The organism is Nocardiopsis sp. YSL2 (assembly GCF_030555055.1).
GTDB lineage: Bacteria > Actinomycetota > Actinomycetes > Streptosporangiales > Streptosporangiaceae > Nocardiopsis.
The window spans coordinates 333147-349172 of sequence record NZ_JAMOAO010000001.1 but is presented as its reverse complement, the minus strand read 5'-3'; the positions used below and the strand labels follow the sequence as shown (position 1 = coordinate 349172).

The 16026-nt window shown below is 73.1% G+C and carries 13 protein-coding genes; 11 read left to right on the top strand and 2 right to left on the bottom strand.

Going from position 1 to position 16026, the window contains the following annotated elements:
* Nucleotides 1-130: 130 nt before the first annotated feature.
* The 4 genes from M1P99_RS01495 to M1P99_RS01480 are packed head-to-tail and all read left to right on the top strand — an operon-like array spanning nucleotide 131 to nucleotide 5454.
* On the top strand, nucleotides 131-1852 hold the full coding sequence (locus M1P99_RS01495; RefSeq protein WP_304450898.1) for an HAD family hydrolase: 1722 nt from the start codon (nucleotides 131-133) through the stop codon (nucleotides 1850-1852).
* Nucleotides 1853-1896: 44 nt separating this feature from the next.
* Nucleotides 1897-2850: a cell division protein FtsQ gene (locus tag M1P99_RS01490; RefSeq protein WP_304450897.1), complete on the top strand. Its 954-nt coding sequence runs from the start codon at nucleotides 1897-1899 to the stop codon at nucleotides 2848-2850.
* Entirely contained in the window at nucleotides 2847-4631 is a 1785-nt protein-coding gene (locus tag M1P99_RS01485; protein ID WP_304450896.1) for an ABC transporter ATP-binding protein, read from the top strand. Before M1P99_RS01490 ends, M1P99_RS01485 begins: the two co-directional genes overlap by 4 nt.
* Nucleotides 4624-5454: an energy-coupling factor transporter transmembrane protein EcfT gene (locus tag M1P99_RS01480; RefSeq protein ID WP_304450895.1), complete on the top strand. Its 831-nt coding sequence runs from the start codon at nucleotides 4624-4626 to the stop codon at nucleotides 5452-5454. The genes M1P99_RS01485 and M1P99_RS01480 overlap by 8 nt, the downstream gene beginning before the upstream one ends.
* Nucleotides 5455-5662: 208 nt before the next feature.
* On the opposite strand, the gene M1P99_RS01475 is transcribed toward M1P99_RS01480, so the two are convergent.
* Nucleotides 5663-7702, bottom strand: coding sequence for an acyltransferase family protein (locus M1P99_RS01475; protein ID WP_304450894.1), 2040 nt, complete (start codon nucleotides 7700-7702; stop codon nucleotides 5663-5665).
* A 123-nt stretch (nucleotides 7703-7825) separates the two neighbouring features.
* On the opposite strand from M1P99_RS01475, the gene M1P99_RS01470 reads away from it, so the two are divergent.
* The 6 genes from M1P99_RS01470 (at nucleotide 7826) to clpX (ending at nucleotide 13848) form a co-directional block, all read left to right on the top strand.
* Nucleotides 7826-8701, top strand: a complete 876-nt coding sequence (locus M1P99_RS01470; RefSeq protein WP_304450893.1) for an LLM class flavin-dependent oxidoreductase — start codon at nucleotides 7826-7828, stop codon at nucleotides 8699-8701.
* Nucleotides 8702-8862: 161 nt separating this feature from the next.
* Complete coding sequence (locus M1P99_RS01465; protein ID WP_304450892.1) at nucleotides 8863-9648, top strand: alpha/beta fold hydrolase; 786 nt, start codon at nucleotides 8863-8865, stop codon at nucleotides 9646-9648.
* Nucleotides 9645-9836: a hypothetical protein gene (locus tag M1P99_RS01460; protein WP_304450891.1), complete on the top strand. Its 192-nt coding sequence runs from the start codon at nucleotides 9645-9647 to the stop codon at nucleotides 9834-9836. Before M1P99_RS01465 ends, M1P99_RS01460 begins: the two co-directional genes overlap by 4 nt.
* 31 nt (nucleotides 9837-9867) lie before the next feature.
* A complete protein-coding gene (locus tag M1P99_RS01455; protein WP_369696484.1) occupies nucleotides 9868-10893 on the top strand; it encodes a zinc-binding alcohol dehydrogenase family protein in 1026 nt (341 codons plus the stop codon).
* 395 nt (nucleotides 10894-11288) lie between these two features.
* Nucleotides 11289-12395: a TetR/AcrR family transcriptional regulator gene (locus M1P99_RS01450; RefSeq protein ID WP_304450890.1), complete on the top strand. Its 1107-nt coding sequence runs from the start codon at nucleotides 11289-11291 to the stop codon at nucleotides 12393-12395.
* A 172-nt stretch (nucleotides 12396-12567) separates the two neighbouring features.
* The gene (gene clpX / locus M1P99_RS01445) at nucleotides 12568-13848 is read left to right on the top strand and encodes an ATP-dependent Clp protease ATP-binding subunit ClpX (RefSeq protein ID WP_304450889.1); all 1281 of its coding nucleotides are present in this window, start codon (nucleotides 12568-12570) and stop codon (nucleotides 13846-13848) included.
* A gap of 64 nt (nucleotides 13849-13912) precedes the next feature.
* Here the strand turns inward: clpX and M1P99_RS01440 are convergent, their stop codons facing one another.
* Complete coding sequence (locus M1P99_RS01440) at nucleotides 13913-14707, bottom strand: cyclase family protein (RefSeq protein ID WP_304450888.1); 795 nt, start codon at nucleotides 14705-14707, stop codon at nucleotides 13913-13915.
* 259 nt (nucleotides 14708-14966) lie between these two features.
* Between M1P99_RS01440 and M1P99_RS01435 the strand changes: the two genes are divergently transcribed.
* The gene (locus M1P99_RS01435) at nucleotides 14967-15998 is read left to right on the top strand and encodes an iron-siderophore ABC transporter substrate-binding protein (protein WP_304450887.1); all 1032 of its coding nucleotides are present in this window, start codon (nucleotides 14967-14969) and stop codon (nucleotides 15996-15998) included.
* Nucleotides 15999-16026 lie beyond the last annotated feature (28 nt).

The following is a 16026-nucleotide window of genomic DNA, read 5'->3' as shown; positions in this document are numbered from 1 at the left end:
CGGGAGGGGTCTCCGGGACGAACGGTCCCGATGTTGGAACGTTCCAAGCTCGTTTGCCCGCAGGTCACCCCACTGTCCCCCGGCGTCCGGACCCCGTGTCTAGCGTCAGACCTGACACCGACCTCCACCGATGACAGGGGAACCCTTGGACACGGCCGTCTCCGCACTACGCCACCGCCCCGAAGCCCTGCTGCTGGACTTCGGCGGCGTGGTCTTCCAGACGCGCAAACGCCCGGAGGGCCGCGCCGACGTCGCCCGCCACCTGGAAACGGTCCTCGCCCGCGCCGGACACACCGTGGGCGCCGACACCCTCCTCGTTTCGCTCAACGCCGGGCTCGCGGCACTCAAGGACTGGAAGAACGCCGCTGGGCGCCGTCTCACACCGGTCGAACTCGACCACCGCACCATCTGGACGGACTTCCTGGCCTCGGACCTGGACGCCCCGGTCCGCGAGGTGTTGGCGGGCAGCGCCTCGGAACTGCTCGCCCGGATGTCGACACTGCTGTCCGAGCACGAGGTGCGCCCCGGCGTGCGCGAGCTGCTGGCCACCGCCGACGAGCTGGGAGTGCGGGTGGGCATGGTCTCCAACGCCCACTCCGGCCGCTCCCACCGCACGCTCCTGCGGGAGGCCGGGCTCGAGGACCACTTCGGCGTGCAGGTGTACTCCGACGAGGTCGGCATCCGCAAGCCGCACCCCGAGATGATCGCCCTGGCCGCACGGGCCCTGGGTACCGACCCCGAGCGCTGCTGGTACGTGGGCGACACTCAGGACCGCGACGTGGTCGCCGGGCGTCGGGCCGGGGTGGCCGCGGTCCTGCTCACCCGCCACCACCACACCGACACCCCGCCCTACCCCGTGCGGGTGAGGGCCGACGCCGTCTACGACACCCCCGAAGGACTGGTCGCGCCCCTGCGCGAGAGCCTCCCGGCGGTCGGTGCCGTCCCGGCGGAGCAGGCCGGAGCACCCGAACCGGACGGGCAGGAGGGCGCCACCGGGGGCGCGCGACCCCGCGCCGCCGGATCCGGGCCGCGCGCGGTCCGGACCATCGGCTCCGAGGCCCCGCGGCTCCCCGCCGCGCTCCTGCTCGACCAGGGCGGGGTCATCGCGGACTCCACCCCCACACCCGACGCCCAACGCGCCTTCGCCGAACGGCTCGCCGCCCGCCTGCGCCGGGCCGGGCACGAACTCACACCCGACACCGTGTTGGAGGCGGTCCTCACCGGACGCGACCGCTACCGCGCGTGGAAGGGCGAGCACCCCGAGGACGCCGCGGTTCCGGAGACCTCGCCCCGCCGGTTCTGGTGCGAGTTCGTCGGGCGCGACCTCTCCCCGCGGGTCAGGGACTTCCTGTACGCCGAGTCCGCGCAGCTCATGGTCGAGTACGCCCGTGCCAAGAGCCACGCCCGCATGCGCCGGGGCGTGCCCGAGGTTCTGCGCTTCTGCGAGGACAACGCGATCCCGGTGGCCATCGTGTCCAACACCGTCTGCGGACGGGCCGTACGCGAGGAGCTCGACCGCTTCGGCGTCGACCACCTCGTCGGGGCGCACGTGTACTCCGACGAGCTGGGCCGCCGCAAGCCCGACCCCGCCACCGTCGCCTCGGCGCTCACCGCGCTGGACGCGGATCCCGCGCACAGCTGGTTCGTCGGCGACAAGCCCTGGCGCGACACCGCCGCCGCCCATCGCGGAGGGATCGGCACGACCGTCATCGTGCGCGGCGGTTCCGCCAGTGACGAGCGCGTCGACGCCGCCCTGACCGGTGTCGAGCACGAGCGCCCCACCCACGTCATCGACGAGATGGACGACCTGCTGGAGCTGTGGGTCCCCGTCGGCCTGCCCCAGCACTCCTGAACTCCCCGCCCCGACCGTATCCCCCGACCCCTGAGAGGTCCGCCATGTCCACGTCGACGCCACCGTCCCGAAACCTGGGCACCCGCCGCCCCCCGGAACTGTCCTCCGGCCAGAAGCTGATGGTCTTCGTCCTGTCGATGACCCTGTTCGGCCTCGCCAACATCGTCACCGAGGTCCTCCCCGAGATCTCCATCGGGCCCGTCGAACTGTCGGTCTCCTACCTGGCGTTCGTCCCCGTCGTCATGGTCGCCCTGTTCAACCCGCTCTACGCCGCGCTCGGAGCCCCGCTCGGCGAGATCGTCTTCGTCGACCTGCTGATGGGGGACTTCTCCGGGATCGGTGAGCTGGAGGGCTACCTCCAGATGTTCCTCGGCCTCTACATCGGCGGCTGCCTGGTCCGCGACCCCCGCCGCAGGCCGCAGCTGCTGCTGGCGGCCCTGACCACGGTGACCGTGGACAAGATGCTCTCCGCGGTGGTGGACATCGGCAAGGTGTGGGTGGGCGTCGACGACGCCGAGTACGTGGAGGGCCTGCCCCAGTCCATCCTGCTCCTGGAGGGCATCGGGTTCACCACGGACCTGCTCATCAGCGGCCTGCTGTTCGGTGCCCTGCCCGCCATGGCGCTCGCGCCCCGCCTGTACGGCAGGATCGAGCCGCTGCTGGGCCTGGCGCCGCGCGACCCCCGGCACCCGGTCCCGCTCGCCCAACGCGGCACCGCCGCCTTCGCCCTGCTCGCGATCGTGCTGTCGTTCGTCTCGATGATCGCGGCCTTCACCTCCGAGATCGTGGACAACTTCGGTGTCTGGGAGCCCGGATTCGTCGACGAGTACGGTCAGCGCTTCCTGTGGATCGGCGTCTCCGCGGCGCTGATCGTGCTCGTGGCGTCGGTCGCGGCGACGAGGTTCGTGCTCCGTTCGCGCCGCGAGCGCACCGCCCAGGACGCGGGAGCCGACACGGAGGCCGCCGAGAAGGCGCCCGAGGGGAGTGATCCCCGATGAGCGGACCCGACGGCACACCGGCCATCGAGGTGACGGGGCTGACGTTCCGCTACCCCGGGGCCGACGACGACAGCCTGCGCGGTGTGGACCTGCGGATCGAGCGCGGCGACTTCGCGGCGGTCATCGGAGGGAACGGCTCGGGCAAGACCACTCTGTGCAAGTCCTTCAACGGGTTGGTCCCGCACTACTGGTCGGGCACCTTCGACGGGTCGGTGACGGTCCTGGGCCAGGACACCCGCGACCTGACGGTGGGGGCCCTCTCCCACCTGGTCGGCTACGTCTACCAGGACTTCGGCAACCAGCTCGTGCGGCCCACGGTGCGCGACGAGGTGGCCTTCGCCCCCGTCAACTTCGGGCGGCCCGACCACCGCGAGCGCACCGAGGAGGCCATGGAGCTGCTCGGTGTGGCGCACCTGGCCGACCGGTTCACCTGGCAGCTCTCCGGCGGTCAGCAGCACCTGGTGGCCCTGGCCAGTGTCATGGCGCTGCGCCCCGGGGTGATCGTCGTGGACGAACCGGTGGCCGAACTCGACCCGGCCAGGGCTGAGCTCATCTACGCCGCGCTGGCCGACCTCAACACCCGGCTCGGCACCACGGTCGTGGTCATCGAGCACCACGCCGAGTACGTGGCCCGCTACGCCCGATCCGTCGTGCTGATGGCGGACGGGGCACCCGTGTGGCACCTGCCCACCCGCGAGGCCTTGGCCCGTGCGGAGGAACTGGACGCGCACGGCATCCCCGCGCCGCAGGTCGTGCGGATCGCCCAGGCACTGGACCGGTCGGCCCCGGTGCCGCTGACCGTCACCGAGGCCGTGGACCGCCTGCGGGGGAGCGGCCTCACCACGGCGGAGCCCGAGCCCCCGCGGGCGGGGCCGGATCCGTCGGCCTGCGGTCCGGGGCCCGTCACGGCACCCGCCGCCCCGCCGGTCGCGCAACTCACCGGCGTGACCCACGGCTACCGGGAGGTGAGCGGGGACCTGTCCCTCGTGCTCGACGGGTTGGACCTGACCCTGTACGAGGGTGACAGGGTCGCCCTGGTGGGCGGCAACGGGGCGGGGAAGTCCACCCTGCTGCGGCTGCTCACCGGACTGAAGGTACCGCGTGCGGGGACCGTGCGGGTGGGCGGCACGGACACCCGCACCACCGGCGCCGCCGCCCTGGCCGACCGGGTCTGCTACCTCTACCAGCGCCCGGAGCAGATGTTCCTCAAGGACAGCGTGCGCGAGGACGTGGCCATGTTCCCCGCCGGGCGCGGAGCGGCCGACGCCGCCGAACTGGTGGATGAGGTGCTGGAGCACGTGCGCCTGGCCGACCTCGCCCACCGGGACGGCCGCCTGCTCTCCGGCGGTCAGCAGCGCCGTGCCACCCTCGGGATCGGCCTGGCCATGCGGCCGTCGCTGCTCCTGCTGGACGAACCCACCTCCAGCCTGGACACGGCCAGCCGGGACGCGGTCACCGCGATGCTGGCCGCCCTGTCTGGGAGGATCCGCTGCACGGTGGTGGCCACCCACGACATGCACCTGGTCGCGGAGTGGGCCGACCGGGTCGTCGTGCTCCAGGGCGGGCGCGTGGCGGCCGACACCGACCCCGCCGGGCTCTTCGCCGACGAGGAGCTGATGGCCGCGGTCGGCCTGGTGCCGCCCCAGGTGGTCCAGGTGGGCACACGGCTCGGACTGCGTCCGGTGCCCTTGTCGGTGGCCGAGATGCTCGCACGACTGCCATCCCCGGCGGTCGCCGCCGGAGGGGTGCCGTCCGGTCACGGAAGGAGTGACGGTGCGTAAGGAACGCGACAGGCTGTCCGTGGAGTGGGTCAAGCTCGAACTGCTGCGGACCGCATACGCGACCCGGGGCGGGCTGCTGTCCCGGCGCGATCCCCGGGTCGTCATCGGCTGGTACGGGATCTTCGCGGTCGTGCCCTGGCTGACCCACAACATCACCGTGCTGGCGGGGCTCTTCGCGGTCTGTGCGGTCTTCGTGGTGCTCAGCCGGGTCGGCCCGCTGGTCCTCGGCCTCTTCGTGATCGGCTTCGTCCTGGAGAGCGTCTACGTCCTGATCGCCGCGTGGATGTTCGGCGGTGACCTGGGCACGGTCCTGGCGCTGGTGGAACTGACCCTGAAACTGGCGACCGTGAGCCTGGCGAGCATGGCGGCCTTCGTCTCCCTGGATCCGGAGAAGCTCTCCGACGCGCTGCTGAGCCTGCACGCGCCGGCCATGGTCAGCTTCGGGGTCAGCTACGGCTACCGCATGCTGCCCATCCTGATGGAGGAGTTCCACACGGTCATCGACGGCCACCGGCTGCGTGCCGCCCCGCTGCCCTCCAAGGGCCTGTTGGGGTGGCGGGTGGTGGCGCGGACGGCGACCACCGTGGTGGCCGCGTTCTACCCGCTGATGCTCAACACCGCCAAGCGGACGCGCACCACGGTGGAGGCCCTGGAGACCAGGGGATTCACCTTCGCCGCGGAGCACACCGACGGCCGCCGGATCCGACTCGCCCACCTCAGGGCGACCTGGGAGGACGGTCTCCTCATCGCCGTCAGCCTCCTGCTCGTCGCCGCCGCGTTCGCGGCCGGCCACTCCTACCCCCTCTACGGCGCCGTCCAGTAGCGGCGTCCCGTTCCCCGCCCCGTTCCGGGGCCCATGTGGCGCTCCCTCCGACCGGAGGGAGCGCCGCCGTCGACACCGAGGCGGGGAGCCCGGCCGCCGGGGCCGACGGCGACCGGCCGGTTCGGGCCGGGGCGGCGCTTCGCCCCCTCCGCCGGGCACCGAGGGCAGCGGCCTCCCGTCGCGGAGGCGGGTGCGCCCGCGTCCGTGCTCACCGGCCCTCGGCCCGGTTCCACCGCCGTTCCAGCTCCGGCGCCAGCGTGCGCATGAACGTCGCACCGATGTGGCTGTCGTCCCAGTAGACGAGGACGTTGCCGATCACGGGGCGGCACACGTCCGGTCCGCAGAAGAGGTCGGTCAGGTCCAGCACCGTGACGTTCGGCGGCAGGTCGAGCCCGCCCAGCGGCGAGACCGGGGCCAGGGACCCCTCCGGTTGCACCGTGCACTCCCCGGGTCCGGAGGCGGCCAGGCAGCCGGGCACGTCGAAGCCGAACCTCGGGGTGTCGCGCACGGCGACCACGTCGATCCCGAGGTCGTCGAGCTCGCGCCACCGGTCCACGTAGCCGTCCACGACCTGCTCCTCGCCGAACCCGGCCGACCGGTCCAGGCTGGAGGTGGTCCCGGTGGTGAACACCGTGTCCGGCCGCAGCTCCCGGAGCTCGGCCATGACCCCGCGGTTCCACTCCGCGCACGCCGTGTACGGCTCGCCCAGGTAGCTCTGCGGGGCGTCGGTGAACAGGCAGGCGCCCTTGACGATGTTGACCAGCCTCCAGCCGCGGGCGTCGGCGATCTCCTCCAGGGCGGGGAACCAGTGCGCCGCGTGCGAGCCGCCGACCAGCGCCACGGTGCGCACCGGGTCGTCGGACCCGTAGACGCACGTGATCACCTCCGTGCCGGCGGTCGTCTGGTTGCAGCCGTCGTCGTAGGTCACGGGGGCGTCCTCGGCCGCCCAGGCCAGGGGCGGATACACGGGCAGCTCCGGCACCCCGGGCCCGGCTGCCGCACCCGGGTAACTCGACCCGTCGGCGAGCAGGTCCGCCCACCGGGCGCGTTCGGCGGCCTGCTGCCCCGACCAGGCCGCGGCCGCCCCCAGGACCGGCAGCAGGCAGGCCAGGGCCGCGGCGACGCCGCGCACCGCGGCCCGCCGTCCCCCGCCGCGGCCCAGCCGGGCCACGCGGTCGGCCAGCGGGGTGGTCGCCGCCGCCGACAGGACCGACACCGCGAGCACGGCGGCCCCTCCCAGAGGGGTCGCCAGGTCGCGTTCGGTGACGGCCAGGTAGACCACCAGCACCGGCCAGTGCCACAGGTACAGCGCGTAGGAGATCGACCCCAGATAGCGCAGCGGCCGCAGGACGAGCCACCGGTCGGCGCCCAGGGCCGAACCGGAGGTCCCGGCGACGACGACGGCCACGGCGGCCAGGGTCGGCCACAGCGCGGCGTACCCCGGGAAGACGGACGAGACCCGCAGCAGCGCTCCGCACAGGACCAGGGCCGCCAACCCGGCCCATCCCAGCGCCACCCGGGTCGCCCGGGCGGGCCGCAGGACCGGCAGCAGCAGGGCCACCAGCCCGCCCAGCGCGAACTCCCACAACCGGGCACCGGTGTCGAAGTAGGCCCACGGCTGGTCGGCCCGGGTCATCAGCACCGAGTAGGCCAGCGAGAGCACCAGGACGGCCGACAGGGCACCGACGAGCACGGGCCGCGGGTCGCGGCCCGCCCGCCGGGCCGCCCACACGGCGGCCGCGACCAGCGCGGGCCACACCAGGTAGAACTGCCCCTGGACCGCCAGGGACCAGAAGTGCTGGAACGGACTGACGTCGCCGTCCCGCGCCAGGTAGTCCACCGAGTCCAGCGCCAGGCGCCAGTTCGTGTGGTACAGCAGCGCCGCGGCCGCGTCCCCCGGAGCCTGGCGCCACCGCGTCTCGGGCAGCAGCAGCCAGGTCGCGGCCAGGGTCGCCAGGGCCACGACGGCGGCGGTCGGTACCAGGCGTGCCGCCAGCCGCGCCAGGAACGCGCCGTAGCGGATCCTCCCGTCGGTGGCCGCCCGCGCCAGGGAACCGGTGATGAGGAAGCCGGTCAGGACCAGGAAGACGTCGACGCCGCCGGAGACCCGGCCCAGCCAGACGTGGTAGGCGGCCACCAGGAGCACGGCCACGGCGCGCAGGCCGTCGATCTCCGGCCGGTACCCGCCGGTGCCGGCGGCGGTGCGCGGCTGCCGCGCGGTCCCGGTGCGGACGGCGGTGGGGGACACGGGGGCACTCGCTCTCGGACGGGGGAAGCACGGGGGAGGGCGCCAGTGTGCCCGCCCCGGATGACCGCGCGGCGACCTCCGAGGGAATTGTGCGCGCCCGTTCCGGGGCGGTAGGAAGAGTCCATGACTTCCCTCGGCGCCGTCTTCCGCCCCCAACTCCCTCCGGAACGACTGCGCGGTGTGGTCCGCGCCGCCGACGGAGCCGGACTCGACGAACTCTGGCTCTGGGAGGACTGCTTCCTGGAGAGCGGTGTGGCCACCGCGGCCGCGGCGCTGGCCTGGTCCGAGCACCTGCGCGTGGGCATCGGCCTGCTCCCGGTCCCGCTGCGCAACGTGGCGCTGACCGCGATGGAGGTCGCCACCCTGCACCGGCTCTTCCCGGGGCGGGCCACCATCGCCGTCGGCCACGGCGTCCAGGACTGGATGGGCCAGGTCGGCGCCCGTGCGGAGTCGCCCCTGACCCTGCTGCGCGAGCACCTGGAGGCCCTGCGCGCGCTGCTGCGCGGCGAGCGCGTCGACACCGAGGGCCGCTACGTCCGCCTGAACGGCGTCGCGCTCGACTGGCCGCCCGCGACACCCGCGCCCGTGCTGGCCGGCGGGCAGGGGCCCAAGACCCTGCGCCTGACCGGAGAGGCCGCCGACGGCACCGTCCTGGACGCGGACACGACCCTGGACGGGCTCCGCGAGGCGCGCCGGCTGGTCGACGAGGGGCGACGCGCCGCCGGCCGCGCGGACCGCGCCGACGTCGTGGTCTACCTGCACGCGGCCACCGGACCGGACGCCGGGGACCGCCTGGCCGCCGAACTCGATGCCTGGGGCGGCGCCCGGGCCGCGGACCACGGAGTGGCCGGAGACGCCGAGACCGTCGCGGCGGCCGTCCGGCGGCTGGCGGAGGCGGGCGCCGACACCGTGATCCTGCAGCCCACCGCCGACGAGCCCGACCCCGAGGGCTTCGTGCGCTTCGTCGGACAGCGGGTGCGCCCCCTCGTCCCGCGCTGACCCCGGTCGCCGTCCGGGGCCCCGCCCGGATGCGGCGGGACGCGGCCGTCTTCGTCGACCACGCCCCGTCGTCCCTGCTCGCCCCGAGGTGACCTGCACGAATGCCCGTCCTACCGGTTTCGCGGTCGGGTCCTCCGTGCGAACATGGTGATGTGAGTCACGTGAACGTCGATGGACTCAGGATCGCGTTCGACACCGCCGGGGACGGGCCGCCCCTCGTCCTCCTGCACGGGATCCTGCAGGACGCCCGTGCCTGGCGGCCCCAGATGGAGGGGCTGCGCGACCGGTTCACGGTCATCGCGTGGGACGCCCCGGGCTGCGGCCGGTCGGACGATCCCCCCGAGCACTGGCGCCTGCCCGAGTACGCCGACTGCCTCGCCGCACTGCTCGCCGAACTCGGCGTCACCGGCCCGGTCGTGTGCGGGCTCTCCTGGGGCGGGACCCTCGCCCTGGAGTTCCAGCACCGCCACCCGGACCTGCCGTCCGCACTGGTCCTCGTCGGCGCCTACGCGGGATGGGCGGGGTCCCTCTCCGAGCGGGAGTGCCAGGAGCGCCTGTCGTCCTGCCTGGCCCAGTCCGAGCTGCGCCCGGAGGAGTTCGTGCCCGCCTGGATGCCGGGGCTGCTCACCCCGCGAGCGCCGAGCGCGGTCGTCGACGAGGTCACGGGCATCATGTCGGACTTCCATCCGTCGGGCTTCCGGACCATGGCCCACGCGGTCGCCGAGGCGGACCTGCGCCCCAGGCTCGCTCCGATCGACGTTCCCGTGCTGGTGGTGCACGGTCGCGACGACCGCCGGGCCCCGCCCGGGACCGTGGGCTCGGCCCTGGCCGAAGCCATCCCCGGCGCCCGCCTGGTCGTCCTGCCCGAGTCCGGCCACCTGTGCAACCTCGAACAGCCCGGCGCCTTCGACCGGACGGTGCGGGACTTCGCCGCGGCGGCGCGGTGAACCGTGCGATCACCGTCCGGGTTCGTCCGCGCGGCCGCTCGGCCCCCGGCGGCGGTGAGCCGCGCCTGACCCTCGAGGACCCCGGACTCCCCGGCGGCGACGGGCTCCGGCCGGTCGTCCACCTGCCCGCCGATCAGGGGACCGGCCACGCCCCGGCCGCACAGGACGCGGCGGTGCCCGCTCGTTGACCTCACGGGGCGGCCGTGCTGGAGTCGGGGTATGCCGATCCCGACCGAGATGGACGCCTGGGCCGTCGAGCGCCCGGGACCGATCAGTTCCGGCCCGCTGGTGCGCGTGCGCCGCGCGGTACCGGTGCCCCGGAACCGCGAGATCCTGGTCCGCGTGCGGACGTGCGCGGTCTGCCGCACCGACCTGCACCTGGCCGAGGGCGACCTGCCGCCCCGGCGGCCGGGCACCGTGCCCGGACACGAGGTGGTCGGCCACGTCGTGGGCGCGGGACCCGCGGCGGAGCGCTTCGCGATCGGAACCCGCGTGGGCGTGGCCTGGCTGCGCTCCACCTGCGGGGAGTGCCGGTACTGCCGGCGCGGCGACGAGAACCTGTGCCCGGCCTCGACCTACACCGGATGGGACGCCGACGGCGGCTACGCCGAGTACCTCACCGTGGACGAGCGCTACGCCCATCCGCTGCCCGAGGCGCTGCCGGACCGGACGGCCGCACCCCTGCTGTGCGCCGGGATCATCGGCTACCGCGCCCTCGCCCGGGCCGAACCGCCCGAACACGGTGTGCTCGGCATCTACGGCTTCGGTGCCTCGGCCCACCTCACGGCGCAGATCGCCCTCGCCCAAGGCGCGCGCGTGCACGTGATGACCCGCTCGGAGCGGGCCCGCGCGCTGGCGCTCGACCTCGGGTGCGCCTCGGCGCGCGGCGCCGCCGAGCCCCCGCCCGAGCCCCTGGACGCGGCGATCCTGTTCGCCCCTGTCGGCGACCTCGTCCTCCCTGCGCTCGAGGCGCTGGACCGGGGCGGCACACTCTCGATCGCGGGCATCCACCTGAGCGACGTCCCGTCGCTGGACTACCAGCGGCACCTGTTCCAGGAGCGGTCACTGCGCAGCGTCACCGCCAACACCCGCGCCGACGCCCGCGCCTACCTCGACCACGTCGCCGCGCACCCGCCGAGGGTGACCACCACGCCCTACCCCTTCGCCCGCGCCGACCGGGCGCTCGCCGACCTGGCCGCCGACCGGGTCGAGGGTGCCGCCGTCCTGGTCATGGACGATTCCTGAACCGCGCCGCGCCCGGGCACCGCACCGGTGCGCCGCGCGGGCCCCGGGCCCGCGCGGCCGGGCCGGGTGCCGCGGTCGGACTCCACCGCGGCGTAGACGATGCCCATGCCGCCGGCGCCCAAGCGCGCGAGCAACCGGTAGGGGGCGATACGGCCGGGTCCGGCCGGGGCCAGGCCCCGGGGCGAACGGCGGCCGGGACGGCGCTCCGACCCCGGTAGCCGACGGACAGCACAACGTCAGGAAACGCCAGGAGAACCGCCGACCTGGACGAAGGGCGGCACGTCGGTCAGCTGCGGCGTGTGGGCCGCGATGCCCCGGACACGGGGATACCGCGATCCCCCGGATGTTCGTCGTATCCCACCCTAGGATGGGACGACGCCGAACAAGGGAGGACGATGGTCCGGCTCAACAGGGTCGAGCAGCGGGCCCGCAACCGGGCCCGGGTGCTGGCCGCCGCCGGCGAGGAGTTCGCCGAGCGCGGGTTCCGGGACGCCAAGGTCGACCGCATCGCCGCCCGGGCCGACCTCACCCGGGGCGCCGTCTACTCCAACTTCCCCGGCAAGCGCGCCCTGTACTTCGCCGTCCTGGCGGAGGCCGCCGAACAGGCCGACCGCGAGGCCCGGTCCGAGGGCCTCACCGAGGCGGACGCGGTCCACACGGTCGCCGACGCCCTCGGCGCCCTGGCGCGCGCCTGGACCGAGCGCTTCCCGCTCGCCGACTTCGGCGGGCCGCCGGGACTGGGCTCGGTGCTGACCCACGAGGTCCTGGCCGACGAGCCCACGCGGCGCTCCTACACGCAGCTCAACCGGCTCGGCGCGGTCCTGCTCGGGCTCGCGCTGGAGGCCCTCGAAGGGCCGGGGGAGCCGGGCCGGCGCCGGGTCCGCCTGGCCGAGACCGTACTGACCACCCTCGTCGGGGCTGCGCAGACCGCGGTCGTGGCGCCCGGCCTCGTGGACCCCTTCAACGTGATCCGCGCCTGTGAGCGGCTGGCCGGACTCGACCTGGCCGACTCCTGGCCGCTGCCCCACCTCGACCACGCGGTCCCGGCGGAGCCCGCCGACGAGCCGTGGTCGCCGCCTCCCGCGCTGGACGTGCTCCGGGGGGCCGAGGCCGGACTCGACGGGGACGGGGTGGTGCTGGCCCTGGGCCTGTCCCGGCTGGCGGCGGTCGAGGACGCGTTGCGCTCGGCCCCCGCGCACGCGCGCGTGGCGGCCGTGGTGGTCACCGACGACCCTGCCGAGCGGATGCCGCTGGCCCGGCTGTGCGCGGCCGACCTCGGTGCGAGCCTGCGCCGGGCCTTCCCCGTGCACGCGCGCCCGCGCCTGCGCCTGGTCCTCGACGAGACCGGGGAGATCGCCGCGGCCGTGGGCGTGCGGGAAGCGGGCGACGCCGCCGAGGCGGCGGTCCGGGTGTGCTCGGGCCGGGTCGTGGCACGCGCGAGTGGGCACGGCGCGGGACACGCGGCGGCCACTTCGGCCGCGCGGCAGGATGTGAGATCGTGAGGAGTGAAGTGGGACACGTGTACGGGTCCGACCCTGCGGGCGCGGAGTGTGGCTTTGTCACCTGCCCTGACAGGAGATACCTTGAACATTCGGATGATGTGAACATCTGGCACGGGGGTTCCTTCCCGACGCCGATCGCCCCGGGCGCCGCCCGTGTGAGGAGAACGTTCGAGTGACACGCACCGGTGACAGCGGGCCACTTCTGCAGTGCTCGTTCTGCGGCAAGGACCAGCGCCAGGTCCGCAGGCTGATCGCGGGCCCCGGCCACATCTGCATCTGCGACGAGTGCGTCGGATTGTGCAACGAGATCGTGGACGAAGAGGACACGGTCGAGACCTCCGATCTGGCGTGGGACAGTCTGCCGAAGCCGCGTGAGATCTATGAGTTCCTGGACTCGTATGTGATCGGGCAGGACCAGGCGAAGAAGGCGCTGTCGGTGGCGGTGTACAACCACTACAAGCGTGTGCGTTCGGAGGGTGACCGTCCGGGCGACGAGGGTGTGGAGATCGCCAAGTCCAACATTTTGCTGTTGGGGCCGACGGGGTCGGGGAAGACGTTGTTGGCGCAGACGCTGGCGCGGATTCTGAATGTTCCGTTCGCGATCGCGGACGCGACGGCGCTGACCGAGGCGGGGTATGTCGGTGAGGATGTGGAGAACATCCTGTTGAAGTTGATCCAGGCGGCCGATTACGACGTGAAGAAGGCCGAGACGGGGATCATCTACATCGATGAGGTCGACAAGGTCGCGCGTAAGAGTGAGAATCCCTCGATCACGCGTGATGTGTCGGGTGAGGGTGTGCAGCAGGCGCTGTTGAAGATCCTGGAGGGGACGACGGCGAGTGTGCCGCCGCAGGGTGGTCGTAAGCATCCGCACCAGGAGTTCATCCAGATCGACACGACGAATGTGTTGTTCATCTGTGGTGGTGCGTTCGCGGGTCTGGAGGCGTTGATCGAGTCGCGGGCGGGTCGTCAGGGGATGGGGTTCAACGCGGTGTTGCGGCCCAAGTCCGAGGCGGCGGAGTCGGCGTTGTTCGGTGAGGTGATGCCGGAGGACCTGTTGAAGTTCGGGATGATTCCGGAGTTCATCGGTCGGTTGCCGGTGATCACGAGTGTGCATGATCTGGATCGTCGGGCTCTGGTGGAGATTCTGACGCGTCCGCGGAATGCTCTGGTGAAGCAGTATCAGCGGTTGTTCGAGTTGGACGGCGTGGAGTTGGAGTTCACGTCGGATGCGTTGGAGGCGATCGCTGAGCAGGGGATTATTCGTGGGACGGGTGCGCGTGGTCTGCGGGCGATCATCGAGGAGGTGTTGTTGTCGGTGATGTATGAGGTGCCTTCGCGTGAGGATGTGGGTCAGGTGATCATTACGCGGGAGACGGTGATCGACAACGTGAATCCCACGATCGTGCCGCGCACCCCGCCGGACGAGGAGTCGGACCGGCGTTCCGCGTAGGTCCGGGGCGCTTCAACGGTCCGCCTCGCACCTCCTGGACAGGGCTGCGTGAGTGGCCCTCTGGTCACCAGAGGGCGAGGACGCGGCTGGGGCCGCCTGAGGCGTCCTCGCCGGGGAAGACTCCCACCATCAGGGTCGCGCCGGTCGGCGGAATCCGGTCCAGGCCCGTCAGCGCCTCCAGTCCCCAGCGGTCCGCGCGACCGATGACCTCGTGGGCGGGGAAGTCCGACGAGGCGCCCGGGTCCGTGCTGAGCGTGTCCACCCCCACGCCGGTGACCGCCCGCCGGGAGACCAGGAACTCGCAGGCCTCCGGCCCGAAGCCCGGGAAGTGCCACGAGTCGTCCGCCGCGACGCCCCGCACGGCCTCGTCGCCCCGCTCCCAGTGCCGGCTCCACCCCGAGTGCATCAGCACGGCCGCCCCCGAGGGGATGGGTCCGTGCCGCTGTTCGTGGGCGAGGAGGTCGTCCACCGTCACCACCGTGTCCGGGTCCTGCCGTGCGCGGTCCCTGATGTCGATCACCGCGACGGGGACCACCAGCTCCTCCGGCCGGATGTCCGGGACCAGCCGTCCGCCGCCGACCACGTGGCCCGGCGCGTCCAGGTGGGTGCCGGTGTGCTCCAGGAGGGTCCAGCGCTGCTGGAAGAAGCCGAACGCCCCGTCGGCGAGCGGCGGGTCGACCGCCTCCCGCCGCGGCTTCTCCGGATCGAACGTGGGCATCGACGGTGACACCACGTGGCTGAGGTCGGCCACCCGCCGGTAGCCGACGGGCCGCTGCCCGGCCGGAGGGGCGGGCGGTGCGCTCGCCTCCGTCCCACTGGTCCGCGCTCGGACGGTCTCACCGGTCCCGTTCACACACATGGATTCCCCTTCGTCGCCGGCGTTCCCCTTCCGTATCCCCCGAAGGGGAGGCCCCGTAATCCCGCCGCGCCGTCCTGGTGACCAGGGCGGTCACGGTTCAGAATTTTTGAAATGAGCTGGAAGTGAGGTTAGACTAACCTTCGTTCGCCGGGCTTCTCCCGGTTCGTCCGTGCGTCCCCCGGGGCCACCCTCCCCCGCGCGGATCCGGCCCGCCGGGTACGACGCGGCCGCTCCTCATGACGAAGAAAGCAGCTCACCCATGGACTCCACCCTCCGCCGCGTCGGCGGCCTCGGACTGACCACCCTCCTGGCCCTGGGCCTGACCGCCTGCGGCGCGGACAGCGCGGAGGACACCGGGAGCGAGGGCGGCGGCACCGCCGACGGGGCCTTCCCGGTGAGCATCGACAGCGCCCTGGGCACCGCCGAGATCCCCGAGCGGCCCGAGCGCGTGGTCACCCTCGGCCAGGGCTCGGCCGAGACCTCGATCGCCCTCGGCGTGGTGCCCGTGGGCATCGAGAGCTACGAGTGGGGCAGCGACGACACCGGCTACCTTCCCTGGATCCACGAGGCGGTCACCGAGTCGGGCGAGGAGCTGCCCACGCAGTTCGCCGGAGCCGACGACATCGACTTCGAGGCGATCATCGAGCTCGAACCCGACGTCATCCTCGCCCCCTGGTCGGGTGTCACCCAGGAGCAGTACGACGTCCTGACCGATATCGCCCCCACGGTCGCCTACCCCGACCTGCCCTGGAGCACCGACTGGGACCAGCAGATCGAGATCATCGGCGAGGCGCTCGGCAAGCCCGAGGAGGCCACCGGGCTCATCGAGGGCATCGAGGACCGGTTCGCCGAGACCGCCGAGGCCAACCCGCACTTCGCCGACCTGACCTTCTCCTACGTCTACACCGACGGCCCCGGCACGCTCGGCGTGTTCCTGCCCGACGAACAGCGCGTGGCCATGGTGCGCGGGCTCGGCCTCACCGTCGACCCCGTCGTGGAGGACCTGCCCGAGACCGAGGGCACCGACTCGGCCGTCATCGGCCTGGAGAACGCCGACACCATCGCCGACAGCGACCTGGTCTTCACCTTCTACTCCGACCCCGAGACCCGCGCCGAGATCGAGTCGCAGGACCTGTACGCCGCCATCCCCGCCATCGAGCGCGGCTCCGTGGTCGCCAGTGACGACACCTCCTTCGTCACCGCCTCCTCCATCATCAACCCGCTGACCGTCCCGTGGGTGGTCGAGCGCTACGTCCCCCTCATCGACGAGGCCGCCGAGCAGCTCGACTGACACCGACCGACCGGGTGACCGTGAAGAC

Coding starts and splice junctions, on each gene's coding strand:
- M1P99_RS01495 (WP_304450898.1), top strand. CDS start 131: ATGACAGGGGAACCCTTGGACACGGCCGTCTCCGCACTACGCCACCGC.
- M1P99_RS01490 (WP_304450897.1), top strand. CDS start 1,897: ATGTCCACGTCGACGCCACCGTCCCGAAACCTGGGCACCCGCCGCCCC.
- M1P99_RS01485 (WP_304450896.1), top strand. CDS start 2,847: ATGAGCGGACCCGACGGCACACCGGCCATCGAGGTGACGGGGCTGACG.
- M1P99_RS01470 (WP_304450893.1), top strand. CDS start 7,826: ATGACTTCCCTCGGCGCCGTCTTCCGCCCCCAACTCCCTCCGGAACGA.
- M1P99_RS01455 (WP_369696484.1), top strand. CDS start 9,868: ATGCCGATCCCGACCGAGATGGACGCCTGGGCCGTCGAGCGCCCGGGA.
- M1P99_RS01450 (WP_304450890.1), top strand. CDS start 11,289: ATGGTCCGGCTCAACAGGGTCGAGCAGCGGGCCCGCAACCGGGCCCGG.
- M1P99_RS01440 (WP_304450888.1), bottom strand. CDS start 14,707: ATGTGTGTGAACGGGACCGGTGAGACCGTCCGAGCGCGGACCAGTGGG.
- M1P99_RS01435 (WP_304450887.1), top strand. CDS start 14,967: ATGGACTCCACCCTCCGCCGCGTCGGCGGCCTCGGACTGACCACCCTC.